This is a genomic window from Asticcacaulis excentricus (assembly GCF_003966695.1).
GTDB lineage: Bacteria > Pseudomonadota > Alphaproteobacteria > Caulobacterales > Caulobacteraceae > Asticcacaulis > Asticcacaulis excentricus_A.
In genome coordinates, this window is record NZ_AP018828.1 from 597,137 (window position 1) to 612,617 (window position 15,481).

General features: G+C 60.2%; 12 protein-coding genes. All 12 read left to right on the forward strand.

From position 1 onward, the window contains the following. The first annotated feature begins 7 nt into the window (after positions 1-7). Complete coding sequence (locus EM6_RS13840; RefSeq protein ID WP_126423729.1) at positions 8-706, forward strand: ABC transporter ATP-binding protein; 699 nt, start codon at positions 8-10, stop codon at positions 704-706. A 265-nt stretch (positions 707-971) separates the two neighbouring features. Beyond that, positions 972-4,400: a DNA polymerase III subunit alpha gene (gene dnaE, locus EM6_RS13845; RefSeq protein WP_126423730.1), complete on the forward strand. Its 3,429-nt coding sequence runs from the start codon at positions 972-974 to the stop codon at positions 4,398-4,400. Between the two features lie 252 nt (positions 4,401-4,652). Next, positions 4,653-5,420 carry a 30S ribosomal protein S2 gene (gene rpsB, locus EM6_RS13850; RefSeq protein ID WP_126423731.1) on the forward strand — a complete coding sequence of 256 codons (768 nt, stop codon included), beginning with the start codon at positions 4,653-4,655 and terminating at the stop codon, positions 5,418-5,420. A gap of 185 nt (positions 5,421-5,605) precedes the next feature. Then, a complete protein-coding gene (gene tsf, locus EM6_RS13855; protein WP_126423732.1) occupies positions 5,606-6,508 on the forward strand; it encodes a translation elongation factor Ts in 903 nt (300 codons plus the stop codon). A 169-nt stretch (positions 6,509-6,677) separates the two neighbouring features. Further along, entirely contained in the window at positions 6,678-7,409 is a 732-nt protein-coding gene (gene pyrH / locus EM6_RS13860) for a UMP kinase (protein ID WP_126423733.1), read from the forward strand. A gap of 83 nt (positions 7,410-7,492) precedes the next feature. Continuing rightward, positions 7,493-8,050 carry a ribosome recycling factor gene (gene frr / locus EM6_RS13865; protein WP_126423734.1) on the forward strand — a complete coding sequence of 186 codons (558 nt, stop codon included), beginning with the start codon at positions 7,493-7,495 and terminating at the stop codon, positions 8,048-8,050. An 82-nt stretch (positions 8,051-8,132) separates the two neighbouring features. Continuing rightward, positions 8,133-8,891 carry a polyprenyl diphosphate synthase gene (uppS, locus tag EM6_RS13870; protein WP_126423735.1) on the forward strand — a complete coding sequence of 253 codons (759 nt, stop codon included), beginning with the start codon at positions 8,133-8,135 and terminating at the stop codon, positions 8,889-8,891. Further along, the gene (locus tag EM6_RS13875) at positions 8,875-9,705 is read left to right on the forward strand and encodes a phosphatidate cytidylyltransferase (RefSeq protein WP_126423736.1); all 831 of its coding nucleotides are present in this window, start codon (positions 8,875-8,877) and stop codon (positions 9,703-9,705) included. The genes uppS and EM6_RS13875 overlap by 17 nt, the downstream gene beginning before the upstream one ends. Beyond that, complete coding sequence (dxr, locus tag EM6_RS13880) at positions 9,702-10,925, forward strand: 1-deoxy-D-xylulose-5-phosphate reductoisomerase (protein WP_126423737.1); 1,224 nt, start codon at positions 9,702-9,704, stop codon at positions 10,923-10,925. Before EM6_RS13875 ends, dxr begins: the two co-directional genes overlap by 4 nt. 21 nt (positions 10,926-10,946) lie before the next feature. Continuing rightward, positions 10,947-12,149, forward strand: coding sequence for a M50 family metallopeptidase (locus EM6_RS13885; protein WP_126423738.1), 1,203 nt, complete (start codon positions 10,947-10,949; stop codon positions 12,147-12,149). An 80-nt stretch (positions 12,150-12,229) separates the two neighbouring features. Continuing rightward, positions 12,230-14,623, forward strand: a complete 2,394-nt coding sequence (gene bamA / locus EM6_RS13890) for an outer membrane protein assembly factor BamA (protein WP_126423739.1) — start codon at positions 12,230-12,232, stop codon at positions 14,621-14,623. Between the two features lie 40 nt (positions 14,624-14,663). Further along, positions 14,664-15,329 (forward strand): OmpH family outer membrane protein, encoded by a 666-nt coding sequence (locus EM6_RS13895; RefSeq protein ID WP_126423740.1) that lies wholly within the window; start codon positions 14,664-14,666, stop codon positions 15,327-15,329. Positions 15,330-15,481: the final 152 nt, after the last annotated feature.

Here is a 15,481-nt window from a genome sequence, read left to right on the forward strand (position 1 = left end):
TGGGCTTATGAATGATGTGGTTCTGTCCCTGCGCGGCCTGGTGCGCGCCTATCCCATCGCCGATGGTCGCACGCTGGACGTGCTCAAAGGCGTCGATCTCGACCTGCGCGCCGGTGAGGTGGTCGGGCTGATCGGGCCCTCCGGCTCCGGTAAGTCGTCGCTGTTGCATTGTATCGGTTTGCTGGAATCCTCCGAAGAGGCGCAACTGACCATCGACGGCGAAGACTTTACCCGCGCCAGCGAGGCCGCCCGGACCCGCGCGCGCCTGCACAAGATCGGCTTTGTCTATCAGTTCCATCACCTGCTGCCGGAATTTACGGCCCTGGGCAATGTCGCCCTGCCGCAGCGCGTGCTGGGTCTGCCGCTCAAACAGGCGGAAACGCGGGCGAGGGGGCTTCTGGAGCAGTTGGGGCTCGGCGAACGCCTTGATCACCAGCCGGCGCAACTGTCGGGTGGTGAGCAACAGCGCGTGGCCATTGCGCGCGCTCTGGTCAATGGTCCGCGCCTGCTGCTGGCCGATGAGCCGACGGGCAATCTCGATCCCCAGACCTCTCAACAGGTATTCAACGCCCTGAGGACGATCGTCAAGGCGCAGGGGGTCGCGGCCTTGATTGCCACCCACAATCTGGAACTGGCCGGGCATATGGACCGCGTGGTCAGCCTCAAAGACGGCCGTCTGGTGGAAACCGTTCCAGGAAGCCTGTAAAATTATATCGTTTTAAATCAACAACATACATGATTTGTTCACGCTGTTGATAAAAGGGTGTTGACGGGGAACAAAATAAGAATGTAGAACAAAGCATGAATTGATCATCTGTTCTTTCAGGGGACAAACCATGCTGGCTATCCATAACGTATTGTCTTTCGCCGCCGTTGCCGCTTTTGTGGCGCTTGTCTGTCAGGCGGCTATGCTGATCGGGTGAATCGTCCGACAGTAGCCGCCCTGTGAACCGTACGGAGAGGCTTTTGAGATGAGCGACGGTTTTGTCCATCTGCGGGTACGATCGGCCTATTCCCTTCTGGAAGGTGCGATCAAGGCCTATGATATGGGCAAGCTGGCGGCCAAAGCAAAGATGCCGGCCATCGCCATCTGCGACCGCGGTAACCTGTTTGGCGCGCTCGAGTTTTCTCAGGTGTGCAAGGATACGGGCGTGCAGCCCATTATCGCCTGCGCCCTGCCGGTCAAGGGTATAGGCGGTGCCCTCAACGACCGCTGGGCGAAGATACCGACCATTGTCCTGATCGTTCAGAACGAGCAGGGCTATCTCAACCTCACAGAGCTGTCGTCTAAAGCCTATCTCGATATTGAGGCGACGGACGAGCCGCATGTCTTGTGGGAAGAGGTGGTCAAACGCGCCGAGGGCCTGATCCTGCTCTCGGGTGGTCCCGACGGTCCGATCAACCCGCTGTTCAGGCAAAATCAACCCGACGAAGCCAATGCCGCACTAAAAGACATGCACGCGGCCTTCGGGGACCGCTTCTATATCGAGCTTCAGCGGCACGACGGGTCGCCGCACGGCGGTATCCGCGGCGATTCGGCGGAAAGCGGTCTGGTGCAATTCGCCTATGCGCATGACGTGCCGCTGGTGGCGACCAATGACGCCTATTTTGCCGACCGTGACATGTTCAAGGCGCATGAGGCGCTGCTGTGTATTTCCGACAGCACCTTTATGGGCGTGGCCGATCGGCGCAAGGTGACCAAGGATCACTGGCTGAAGCCGCCGCTGCTGATGCGCGAGGTGTTTTCGGACCTGCCCGAAGCCTGTGACAATACGCTGGAAATCGCGCGCCGCTGCGCTTTTCTGGTTAGTAAGCGCGATCCGATTTTGCCGCGCTTCGATACCGGCGCCGGGCGCTCGGAAGACGAAGAACTGGCCTTTCAGGCGCGCGAAGGCCTGAAAATGCGTCTGCAACAGGTCGAGCCGGCCTTCCCCGAAGAGGAATACTGGGCCCGTCTCGACCGGGAGGTGGGCGTCATCCAGAAGATGGGCTTCCCCGGTTACTTCCTGATCGTTTCGGACTTCATTAAATGGGCCAAGGCGCACGACATCCCCGTCGGGCCGGGCCGGGGGTCGGGGGCCGGTTCGCTGGTTGCGTGGGCACTGACCATCACCGACCTTGATCCGCTGCGCTTTGGTCTGCTGTTCGAACGCTTCCTCAATCCGGAGCGGGTCTCCATGCCCGACTTCGATATCGACTTCTGTCAGGAACGCCGCGAAGAAGTCATTACCTACGTTCAGGAAAAATACGGCCGCGAGCGGGTGGCACAGATCATCACCTTCGGTACGCTTCAGGCGCGCGCCGTGCTGCGTGATACCGGACGGGTGATGCAGTTGCCGCTGGGGCAGGTGGACCGTCTGTGCAAGATGGTGCCGAACAACCCGGCCAACCCGACCACCCTGGCTCAGGCCGTCGAAATCGAACCTCGCCTGCGCGAAGCCCGCGACGAGGAAGAGTCCGTTGCCAAGCTGCTGGATACAGCACTGAAACTCGAAGGCCTGTATCGCAACGCCTCGACCCACGCCGCGGGCATAGTGATCGGCGACCGGCCGCTGACCGAACTGGTGCCGCTATATCGCGATCCGCGCTCCGACATTCCGGCGACGCAGTTCAATATGAAATGGGTTGAAAGCGCCGGTCTGGTCAAGTTCGACTTTCTGGGTCTGAAAACGCTGACCACGCTGAACCGCGCCTGGCACTATCTGAAAAAGCGCGGGCTGGAGGTCGATTTCTCCACCCTGCCGCTGGATGACAAGACCACCTATGAGTTGCTGGCGTCGGGTCAGTCGATCGGCGTGTTCCAGCTTGAAAGTCAGGGGATGCGCGACACCCTGCGCAAGATGCGCTGCGGCTCCATCGAGGAAATCACCGCGCTGATTTCGCTCTATCGTCCGGGTCCGATGGACAATATCGACACCTATGTCGATCGGAAGTTCGGGCGCGCCGAAATCGACATGCTCCATCCCTCTCTGGAGCCGGTTCTGCGGGAAACCTACGGCGTCATCATCTATCAGGAACAGGTGATGCAGATCGCCCAGATCCTTTCAGGTTATAGCCTCGGCGAAGCCGACCTGTTGCGCCGGGCCATGGGTAAAAAGAAGAAAGAGGAAATGGACTTGCAAAAAGCAAGATTTATTTCCGGTGCCAAGGAGAAGGGGGTTCCCGAAAAGCAGTCGGACTCGATCTTCGAACTGGTGAACAAGTTTGCCGGCTACGGCTTCAACAAATCACACGCCGCCGCCTATGCCTTTATTTCGTACCAGACGGGCTGGCTGAAGGCCAATCATCCGGTCGAATTCTTCGCCGCCAACATGAGCCTCGATATTACCAATACCGACAAGCTGGCGGTATTTTATCAGGATGCGCGGCAGTTCGGGGTGACCATTCGACCACCCGATATCAACCGCTCCAAGGCGGATTTCGACGTAGAAAATGGTGAAGTGCTGTACGCGCTTGGGGCCATCCGCAACGTCGGTCTCGAAGCCATGCACAGCGTTGTGGCGGTGCGCGAGGCGGGCGGACCGTTCAAGGATATTTTCGACTTCCTCGAACGCATCGACCCCAAGGCGGTCAACAAGCGCGCCATTGAAAATCTGGCGCGGGCCGGGGCTTTTGACTCGATCCACCCCAACCGGGCGCAGATCATCCAGAGCGCCGATCTGCTGATCGCCCACGCTCAGAGCATGGCCGCCGAGCGCGCCTCGGCGCAGGTCAGCCTGTTCGGCACCAATGATTCGTCGCGCCCGCGCCTGCCCAATATTCCCAGGGCCTCCGGGCCGGATGCGCTGGACGAAGAACTATCCGCCGTCGGCTTCTATCTGTCCGGGCACCCGTTGCAAGACATGGTTGATGTGTTCAAGCGCCGCAATGTGACCCTGTACGCCGAAGCGCTGGCGCTCGCTCAGGAAGGGCGCGAAGCCTTCCGCATGGCGGGGGTGGTGCGCCGTCGTCAGGAACGCGCCTCGGCCCGCACCGGGGAAAAATTCGCCTTCGTCAACCTCTCAGACCCCAGCGGCGAATATGAGGTGATGTTCCAACCGGAAGCCCTGCGTAAATACCGTGAGCATCTGGAACCCGGTCAGTCGATCCTGCTCAAGGTGCGCTGCAAGGGCTCGGACGGCGAAGTGCGTATGTTTGGCGAGTCCGCCGAACCTATGGCCGGAGCCCTGAAAACGGACGATATGGGTTTGCGCCTGACCGTATCCCCGCGCGGCTTTGATGTGGATGCTTTTAAAATGCAATTGGATGCCGCGCGCGGGCAGGGCGGCGAAATCACGCTCCTTAGCGAGATCGACGGACATGAGGTCGAACTGAAAATGCCGCACCGCTATCGTCTGGACGCCAGCCTGCGCGGTGCCTTGAAGACGATGAATGGCGTCCTATATTGTGAAGACGTATAGGAGGAGCGAAAACGGCCTGATCGCCGTGCTTATCTCTTCGGGCGCAATTTTCCTTAAAATCTCTTGATTTTTTTGTCGATTGTGCCTAGTTGCGCACCATCTCACACGCGGATACGCGGGGGGATGTTGTCCGTGCCTTTGAATTTCAATGATTTTCAAAGTCTCCGGCTTCATCCGACCGTTCCGAGGTTTCGGCTTGCCGACACTTTTTTCGTCCGCGGAGGTCTATCGGAATGAAAAGGAAATCTACTCATGGCTATGCCTGAACTGTCTATGCGCGCCCTGCTCGAAGCCGGTGCGCACTTTGGTCACCAGACCCACCGCTGGAACCCGAAGATGGAGCGTTACCTCTTCGGTTCGCGTTCCAACATCCACATCATCGACCTGTCGCAAACCCTGCCGCTGCTGCATCAGGCCCTGCTGAAGGTGCGCGAAGTCGCCGCCAACGGCGGTCGCGTCCTGTTCGTCGGCACCAAGCGTCAGGCCGCCGGTCCGGTTGCCGTCGCGGCCAAGCGTTCGGCGCAGTATTACGTCAACCACCGCTGGCTTGGCGGTACGCTGACCAACTGGCGCACCATTTCGGGTTCGATCGCGCGCCTGCGTGAACTGGAACAGGTCATGGAAAACCCGGTTGGCCGTTCCAAGAAGGAACTGCTGACCCTGACGCGCGAGCGTGACAAGCTGGAACTGTCGCTGGGCGGTATCAAGGACATGGGTGGTATCCCCGACCTGATGTTCGTGATCGACACCAACAAGGAAGCGATCGCCATTCAGGAAGCCCGCAAGCTGAACATCCCGGTGATCGGCATCCTCGACTCGAACTCCGATCCGGATGGCATCACCTTCCCGGTTCCGGGCAATGACGACGCCGCGCGCGCCCTGCAACTGTATTGCGACCTGATCGCTGACGCCGTGCTCGACGGTCTGGCCGCGGGTCAGTCGGCTTCGGGTATCGACCTCGGCGCTTCGGAAGCCCCGATCGAGCCCGCGCTCATCGCCGAAGACGCTGGCGAAGCTTAATCTGCTCAGGATTACCGGCAACGGGGTCTGACCGCTGGATTTGCGGAGGCAAATTCAGGTCTTGATGAAAGATCCCGCTTCAACCGTTTGAAGCGGGGGTCAGGCTCCGTTGTTACGTATTTGTCATACCCTCGGGCTATTGAGCCGCCGAGGGTTAACTTTTTAGAGATTTATGGAGGAATTCCATGGCTGAGATCACCGCCGCTCTCGTTAAGGAACTGCGCGAAAAGTCCGGCGCCGGCATGATGGACTGCAAGAAGGCTCTGTCGGAAAACGACGGCAACGTTGAAGCCTCGATGGACTGGCTGCGCACCAAGGGCCTGTCGAAGGCTGCCAAGAAGGCCGACCGCGTCGCCGCCGAAGGTCTGGTGGCCGTGGCCTCTTCGGGCACCACCGCTGTGGCCGTCGAAGTCAACGCCGAAACCGACTTCGTGTCGCGCAATGAGCTGTTCCAGAACCTGGCCCGCAATGCGGCTCAGGCCGGTCTGGCCGCGGCTGACATCGAAGGCGTGCAAGCGGCTATCAACGACGAAATCACCAACCTGATCGCCAATATCGGTGAAAACATGGTGGCCCGTCGCATGGCCAAGCACAGCGTTTCGCAAGGCGTGGTGTCGTCCTACATCCACAACGCGATTGCCCCGAACCTGGGCCGTATCGCCGTTCTGGTGGCCGTTGAGTCCGCTGGCGACGCCGAAGCCCTGAACGACATGGGCCGCAAGATCGCCATGCACATCGCTGCCACCCAGCCGCTGTCGCTGTCGTCTGACGACCTCGACCCGGCCGCCGTGGAGCGTGAGCGCACCGTTCTGACCGAAAAGGCGCGCGAAGAAGGTAAGCCGGAAGCTATGATCGCCAAGATCGTTGACGGCCAGATCTCGAAGTTCCAGCGCGAAGTCGTGCTGCTTGAGCAGCCCTTCGTCATGAACCCGGATCAGACCGTGAAGCAACTGATCGCCGACACGGCCAAGGCGCTCGGCACTGACGTCACCGTGACCGGCTTCACCCGTCTCGCCCTCGGCGAGGGCGTGGAAAAGAAGGTCGATGACTTCGCCGCCGAAGTCGCCTCGATGATGAATCAAGGCTAATCCGAAAAATGGGAACTCGGCCCGTGGCTTGATTCCCCGACCTATGCACGGTTTAAGGGCGCAGCATCGCAAGGTGTCTGCGCCCTTTGACTGTTCAAAGAGAGAAATCTCGGCTAGAGCAGGCGGCACTACGCCATTACCCCGATCTGATTCATCCGAAGGGCCTTCCATGTCTTCGTCCGACGTCCCCACCTATAAACGCATTCTCCTCAAGATCTCCGGTGAGGTCCTGATGGGCGAGCAGGGGTTCGGCATCGACATGAACACCGTCAAGGCGGTGGCCGAAGAGGTCGCCGAGGTGGCCAGTATGGGTGTCGAACTGTGTCTGGTTATCGGCGGCGGCAATATCTTCCGGGGTCTGTCCAAGGCGGCCGTGGGTATGGAACGCTCCTCGGCGGACTATATGGGGATGCTGGCCACAGTGATGAACGCCCTGGCCATGCAGAATGCGCTGGAAAAGCTGGGCGTCAGCACGCGCGTCCAGTCGGCCATCCAAATGAATGCCGTCTGTGAACCCTTTGTGCACCGCCGGGCGCAACGCCATCTGGAAAAAGGTCGTGTGGTGATCTTTGCCGCCGGTCTGGGGGCGCCCTATTTCACCACCGATACGGCGGCGGCCCTGCGCGCGGCAGAAATGCGCTGCGACGCCCTGTTCAAGGGCACGTCGGTCGATGGCGTCTATACGGCGGATCCCAAAAAGGACGCTTCGGCGACACGCTACGACTCGCTGGACTATATGGAGGTTCTGTCGAAGGACCTGCGCGTCATGGATGCCTCGGCGGTGTCGCTGATGCGCGAAAATGGCATTCCGATCGTTGTCTTCTCGATCCGTGAACCGGGCGGCCTGCGTAAGGTCATCACGGGGCAGGGGGTGCATACGGTCATTTCCGGGCAGGCCTGAACGCCTGTATAATAGTGTTCTAACGCGCGTCTTTCCGACGGGACCCACCCTACCGGAGAGCGCTCCAATACAGAGATACCAAGATGAGCAAGCCTGATCTCAATAAGTACAAGGACCGCATGGACAAGTCCGTGACGGCGCTCAAGGACGATTTCGGCGGTCTGCGTACCGGCCGTGCCTCGGCGGGACTGCTGGAAGGCATTACGGTCGATGCCTATGGCTCCGCCATGTCGATCCTGTCTTGCGCCGCCATTTCGGTGCCGGAACCGCGCATGATCAGCGTCAATGTCTGGGACAAGGGGCTGGTCGTATCGGTCGAAAAGGCCATCCGCAATGCCGGTCTGGGGCTGAACCCGGTCACCGACGGTCAAACCCTGCGCGTGCCGATCCCGCCGCTCACCGAGGAACGCCGTAAGGAACTGGCCAAGATCGCCGGCAAGTACGCGGAAGAAAAGCGTGTGGCCGTGCGCAACGTGCGCCGCGACGCCAATGACGAGCTGAAGAAGGCCGAAAAGGACTCGGCGATCTCCGAAGACGAACAGAAAAAAATGACCACCGAGGTCCAGAAGTTCACCGATGAGGCCATCAAGCGCATCGACGAGATGCTGAAGGTCAAGGAAGCGGAGATCATGCAGGTCTAAGGACCTGCGCCGCGCCCGGCGCCTAAAGCCGGGCGCTTTTGTGTGTATTGCCCCTTCTGTCATTTTCAGGAAAGCGTCCTTTATGCCCTCAGGGCCGGATCATATCGGTACAGGTGCCGCTCCGGTGCCGCTGCACGTCGCCATCATCATGGATGGCAACGGGCGTTGGGCCAAGGCGCGCCGTCAGATACGCACCTTCGGCCACAAGGCGGGTGTGGAGGCGTTGCGCAAGACGATCACGGCCGCGCCGCATCTGGGCGTAACGCATATGACGGTGTTCGCCTTTTCAACGGAGAACTGGCGGCGACCGGCGACTGAGGTGTCCGACCTGATGGGGCTGCTCAAGGCCTTTATCCGTTCCGATCTTGACCGTCTGGCGCGCGAAGGGGTGTGCGTTCGCATTATCGGCGACAGGGCGGGGCTGCCGGTCGATATACGTGAGTGTGTGGACGAGGCGCATCAGCGCACCCAACACAATAACCGTTTCTTCCTGCAGGTGGCCCTGAATTACGGCGCGCAGGCGGACATTCTTGAAGCGGTCAAAACCTTTGCCCGGCAAGTGAAGGCGGGGGAAGCGGCGCTTGAGGACCTGACGGCGGAACGCTTTGGCGGGCTTTTGTCCACCTCAGGCCTGCCGCCGCTGGATTTGCTGATCCGCACGTCCGGAGAACACCGGCTGTCGAACTTCCTGCTGTGGGAAGCGGCCTACGCCGAATTTGTGTTTCAGGACGTGTTGTGGCCGGACTATGACGGCGAGGCGCTGAAGGCGGCGCTGGAAGAATTCCGTCGGCGCGAGCGTCGCTTCGGCGCGGTTGAGGCCAGTGATGTCGCTTCCGTCTGACGCGAAACCGAAAAAATCCTCACGTGAACTGCTGTTTCGCATCGCTTCGGCGGCGGTGTTGATCCCGATTGTGTTGTTGATTATCGCCTATGGCAACTGGGCCTTTCTGCTGCTGCTCAGCGTCGGGGTGGCGTTGCTGGCGATTGAATGGGGCGCGATGGCGGCCCCTCAGTTGTCGAGCCGCATGGCCGTCGCCATCAGTCTGGCCATTCTGGGCGGGGTGTTTACCGTCTATCTGTTCAACATGCTGGCGGGGTTGGCGGTACTGGCCTTGGGCGCCATCTGTGCGGGCTTTTATTTCCGCTACCTGAAAGGACCGCACCTCGATGCCGCCTACGGGGCCCTTTACATAGGCTGGCCGGCTCTGGTGCTGATCTGGCTGCGTGAGACGCATAACGGCGTCTATTGGGTCTTTTTCGCCTTTCTGATCGCCTGGGCGGCGGACAGTGCGGCCTATCTGGTCGGTAAGCTGGTGGGCGGACCCAAGCTGTGGCGCAAATATTCGCCCAACAAGACCTGGTCAGGCTTTGCGGGCGGGATGATCGCCGGGATGCTGACCGCCGGGACGCTGGCCGACATTACCAAGCTCTTTCAGTCGAGTACGGCGGCCCTGATCGTCGGTTTGTTGGTGGCCTTCGCCACCATGGGCGGCGATTTGTGGGAGTCCATGCTCAAACGTCGCTATGGCGTCAAGGATTCCGGCACGCTGATCCCCGGCCACGGCGGCTTGCTGGATCGGGTGGACGGGCTGATGTTTGCGATCGTCGCCATCGGCGGTATCCGCTGGCTGGTCATGCTGGGGACCAAGCTATGAGGCGTATCTCCATCCTCGGTTCGACCGGCTCCATCGGTGTGTCAACGCTGAACCTGATCGAAGAAACCCTGACGCCCGGCGAAGACTACGAACTGGAAGCCCTGTGCGCCGGACGTAATGCGGCGTTACTGGCCGAGCAGGCGTTGAAATTCCGGCCGCGTCTGGCGGTCCTGTCCGATGCCTCGCAATGGGCCGATTTCAGCGAACGCATGAAGGGCTCCGGTATCGAGATCGCCTGCGGTCCTGAGGCCGTCGAAGCGGCTGCGGCGCGTCCGGTCGATTGGGTGATGGCCGCCATCGTCGGCATTGCGGGTCTGCGTCCGGTCTGGGCGGCAGCCGGGACGGGGGCCACGGTGGCTTTGGCCAATAAGGAAAGCCTTGTCTGTTGTGGCCGCTCGCTGATCCTGCGCGCTGAGGCGGCGGGCGGGCGCATTCTGCCCGTCGATTCGGAACACAATGCCATTTTTCAGGTCTTTGAAGAGGCCGAGCGCGCGCGCATTCGCCGCCTGATCCTCACCGCGTCGGGCGGGCCGTTCCGGGGGCGCCAGCGCGAAGACCTGGCCCACGTCACCCGCGAACAGGCGCTAAAGCATCCCAACTGGTCGATGGGGGCCAAGATCACCATCGACAGCGCCTCTCTGGCCAATAAGGGTCTGGAGCTGATTGAGGCGGCCTATCTGTTCGACATGCCGTCCGCTCAGATCGACGTCCTGATCCATCCGCAATCCGTCGTACACAGCCTTGTCGAATATAGCGACGGTTCGACCTTGGCTCAGATGGGGCCGCCGGATATGCGCGTGCCGATTTCCTACTGCCTCGGCTGGCCGCAGCGCCATAGCTGGTCTGCGCCGCCGCTCGATCTGTGCGCCCTTTCGACCCTGACCTTTGAGCGGCCCGATACCGAGGCCTTCCCCATGCTCAGGCTGGCGCGCGAGGCACTGGAGGCCGGCGGGCTGATGCCGGTCGTCTATAATGCCGCTAACGAGGTGATGGTGCAGGCCTTCCTTGAAGGCCGCATCGCATTCCTCGACATTCCGGCAACGGTCGAAGCCGCCATGATGCGGGCGCAATCGCTGTCTATGGCTTTCGGTAATGATTTGCGCCATGATGTCACGCACATCGAGCGGGTGGATGCCGAAACGCGGGCGCAACTGGCCGCTTCTGGTGAGGCTGCCCGTCGGGCAGCGGGAACACAGGGGCAGGCCTTTTCGCAGGCATGACGGGATAAAGTACGGACGATAATGATCTTTTATATTCTGGCCATACCTCTTTTTCTGCTGGTGATCTCGTTGATCGTGACCTTTCACGAACTGGGACATTTCAGCGTCGCCCGCCTGTTTAAAACCAAGATCGAACGCTTCTCCGTCGGATTCGGTCCCGTCATCTGGTCGAAACGCGACAAGAATGGCGTGCTGTGGTGTCTGAGCGCCCTGCCTTTGGGCGGTTATGTCAAGTTTTCGGGCGACGAACATGTGTCTTCCATGTCACCCGACGCCGAAGAATTGGAAAAGGCCCGCCGCGCCATCCGTGAGCGCGAAGGGCCGGGCGCGGAAATGGCCTATTTTCATTTCAAGCCGGTGTGGCAGCGCTTTCTGATCGTGCTGGCCGGGCCGGTGGCCAATTTTGTGCTGGCTATCATCATTTTTGCAGCGGTCTTCATGATCGTGGGCAAGGGCATGGCTCCTGGAACCGTCATGGGCTTTTCCGAGCCCAACGGCCCCGGTGCGCGCTCAGGCCTCAAGGTCGGCGATCAGTTCGTCCGTATTGACGGCCGTGAGGTCAAGACCTCAGAAGACGTGATCATGCTGGTGCGGATGCGCGGCAATGAGTCCGTGCCGGTCGAGGTGCGTCGCGACGGGCAGATCGTGCGCCTGACGGTTACGCCGGAGCGCCGTCTGATTGCGGAGGTATCGCAGCACGTACCGACCTATGCCGGCGTGCTGGCCGTCAGGATCGGCGATGGGGAGCCCCGCACCCCGTGGCCCCACGAAGCCCTGTGGCTGGGGACGCAGAAAACGATCGGCGTGCTTGACACGACCCTGACCTATATTGGCCGTATTTTCACCGGAAAAGAAAACGGAGATCAGCTTTCGGGCATTATCGGCATGACCAAGGCGACGGGCGACCTGACCGCCCAGGTCGCCAGCGTCAAATCGACGCCGGGGCAGATGGCCTTTAACCTTCTGCTGACCCTTTTGCAGATGGCGGCCTTCGTCTCGGTCGGCATCGGGTTTGTGAACCTGTTGCCGATCCCGGTGCTCGATGGCGGGCATCTCGTCTTTTATACCTATGAGGCCATTGCGCGGCGGCCGCTTAGCGCCACCGTGCAGGGCCTTGGATACAGATTTGGACTTGTGGCCTTGTTAGGTTTGATGTTGTTCGCTACATGGAATGACATTAACCGTACCGGGCTCATCAAGTTTTTCGGGGGGCTGTTTTCATGACCGGCGCAGATCGGGAGACATCTCCCGTCCTTTGCCTCCGTTCGTGACGGCCATACATATAAGCGGAACGAAACCTTTCCATGAATAGTCCTGCCTCCACCACTTCCAAGACACATGCTTGGACCGTCAGCGTCAGCCTGCTGGCGCTTCTGGCGGCCTCCGCTCCCGCTCTGGCGCAGGAAGCCCCGGCAAGCCCGGCCGCTCAGGCGGCGCCCGCCCCACAGGTCGCTGTGATCGGGCGAATCAAGGTGGAAGGTAACGAACGTATCGATGCCGCCACCATCATCTCCTACCTGCCGGTGCAGGTGGGGCAAACGGTCAACGACCTGCTGATCGACCAGTCGGTGAAGACGCTTTACCGCACGGAACTGTTCTCCGACGTGCAGATCGTCATGAGCGGTAACGAAATGGTCATCAGCGTCGTCGAGGCGCCGATCATCAATCAGGTGGTGTTCGAAGGTAACAGCGCCCTGTCCAAGGACAAGCTGCGCGACGAAGTGACGATCCGCCCGCGTGGCGTTTTCACCAAGGCCAAGGTGCAGGCCGATGTGCAGCGCATTATCGAACTGTACCGTCGCTCAGGCCGTATCTCGGCTACGGTGACGCCGAAGATCGTCGAACTGCCGCAAAAGCGCGTCGATCTGATCTTTGAAATCGACGAAGGCGTGAAAACCGGCGTCGAAAACGTCAACTTTGTCGGCAACAAGGCCTTCTCGGATAACGAACTGGCCGGCGTCGTCGTCACCAAGAAGTCGCTGTGGTGGAAGTTCTTCTCGTCGAACGACAACTACGATCCGGATCGTATGGATTACGACCGCGAGCAGTTGAAGAAGTTCTACACCAACCGCGGCTATTACGATTTCCGCGTTGTCTCGGCGGTGGCGGAACTGACGCCGGACCGTAAGGACTTTGTCATCACCTACACGCTGGACGAAGGCGAAAAGTACAATTTCGGCCGTGTCGTGGTGAAGACCGAAAACGAGAAGCTGAACGGCGAAAACCTGCAACGCATGTTGCCGATCCAGCCGGGCCAGCTCTATGAAAGCGACCTGATCGAAAAGTCGGTGGATGCCCTGACCTATGCGGCCGGGCAGGCGGGCTTCGCCTTTGTGGACGTGCGTCCGCGCGACGAAGGCAATCCGGAAACCAAGACGGTCGATGTGACCTTCAACGTGCGCGAAGGCGCGCGCGTCTATATCGACAAGATCGACATTGTCGGCAATGCCCGCACACTCGATCGCGTCGTGCGCCGTGAAATGCTCGTTTCAGAAGGCGACGCCTATAACAAGGCCCTGATCGAACGTTCCAAGATGTTCGTCAATGCGCTGGGCTTCTTCAAGGACGTCGAAATCAAGGAAACGCCGGGTTCGGCCCCTGACCGCACCAATATCCAGGTACAGGTGACCGAGCAGCCAACCGGCGAACTGAGTTTCGGGGCGGGCTTCTCCTCCTACGAAAAGTTCATCCTCGACGTCGGCATCACCGAACGCAACTTCCGCGGCCGGGGTCAGAACGTGCGGGCGCGCGTTTCGCTGGGTTCGATCCAGAAGAATGTCGATCTGTCCTTCACCGAACCGCGCTTTATGGGCCGTGACGTCTCGGCGGGTATCGACCTCTTCTCAAGCTCGTACAACTATTCGGGCGTCAGCTATTCGTCGAAGACGAACGGTGCGGGCCTGCGTCTGGGCTACAGCCTGAATGGCTATTCCATCCTGCGCCTGCGCTATAACCTGCGCAGCGACGAACTGACCTATTCGGGTTCGTCGGAATGTGACGCCCTGCAATATAGCTGCGGCAACGGCGTGACCTCCAGCGTCGGCTACACCCTGTCGTTCGACCGCCGTAACGACTACGTGCTGGCGACGCGCGGCTGGCAGGCCATCCTGCGTCAGGATTTCGCCGGATTGGGCGGTGACACGCGCTATGTTCGCTCCGAGCTTGAAGGCCATTGGTATCATGGCTTCCGCAAGGATATGGTCCTGCATCTGCAAGGTATCGCCGGCAACATCACGCCCGTGGGCGGCGACGCCGTTCGCATCAACGACCGTTTCTTTAAGGGGGGCACCACATTCCGCGGCTTCGAAAATGCCGGTATTGGCCCGCGCGACACCAATTCGACCTACGCGCTGGGCGGTGAAACCTACGCCATTGGCACCGTCGAACTGGGCATTCCCAACGGCCTGCCCGAACAGTACGGCCTCAAAACCGCTCTGTTTGTCGATTTCGGTACGCTCGGTGGCATCGATGACCGTCTGAAATATTGCAGCGCCGCTCAGGCGACGCTCGGTAACTGTACGGCCGGTACACGTCTGGACTATATCAAGGATGACATGTCGCTGCGCGCTTCGGCGGGGGTGACCATCCGCTGGAAGTCGCCCATGGGGCCGATCCAGTTCGATATCAGCCAGATCCTGTCGCGCGAAGACTACGATAAGACCGAGACCTTCCGTTTCTCACAATCTACACAGTTTTAATTTATTCTCCCACAAGACCCACCGAACGAGTTTCCACGCTATGAAAAAGCAAATCCTTCTCACCGTCGCCGCCCTGTCGGCCACCGCCCTGACTTCGGTCGCTGTTGCCCAGACGCCGGCGCCCGCCGCGGCCCCGGCTCCGGCGCAGCCCCAAACCAAGCCGGGCCCGGTTATCGCCGGCGTCTGCGTCTATTCGAACGAAGCCGTGATGGCCAATGCCGCTGTCTCCAAGGCCGCCGCTCAGCGCCTGCAACAGATCAACCAGCAGGCCGAGGCCGAGCTGGAGCCCGATGCGCAGGCGCTGGAAAAAGAGCGTGCCGGTCTCGCCGCTCAGCAAAAGACCCTGACCAAGGACAAGTTCGACCCGCTGGCTCAGGCCTTCATGGGTAAGGTCAAGGCCTTCCAGGACAAGGCGTTCATCGTCAATCAGGAACTGGGCCGTACCGAACAGGACGCCAATGTGAAGGTGGCGCAACTGGTGGCTCCGGCGCTGTCGGCAACTTACGAAAGCAAGAACTGCGGTATGCTGGTTGACCGCAAGGCGGTTTTGTTCGCCAACCCGGCCATGGACATCACCGCCGACGTGATCAAGAAGCTTGACGATTCGAAGGCCGCGGTTGACATCAAGCGCGTCGTTCTGCCGGAAGCTGACCGCCAGAAGCTGCTGAAGGCCAAGGCTGAGCAGGAAGCGCAGCAAGGCGGTTAAGTTTTAGGGCCGGTCTGGCTGGCCTTGAAAACTTTGTAAACATTGAGTGAGCCTTGTCCGGCGAAATGTGCGTATGCATAGCTGGACAAGGCTCTGTTTTTTTGAGCTATATGCGACTTTTCGTACTTTTGCTGTCGTTTGGGTGAGGAGGA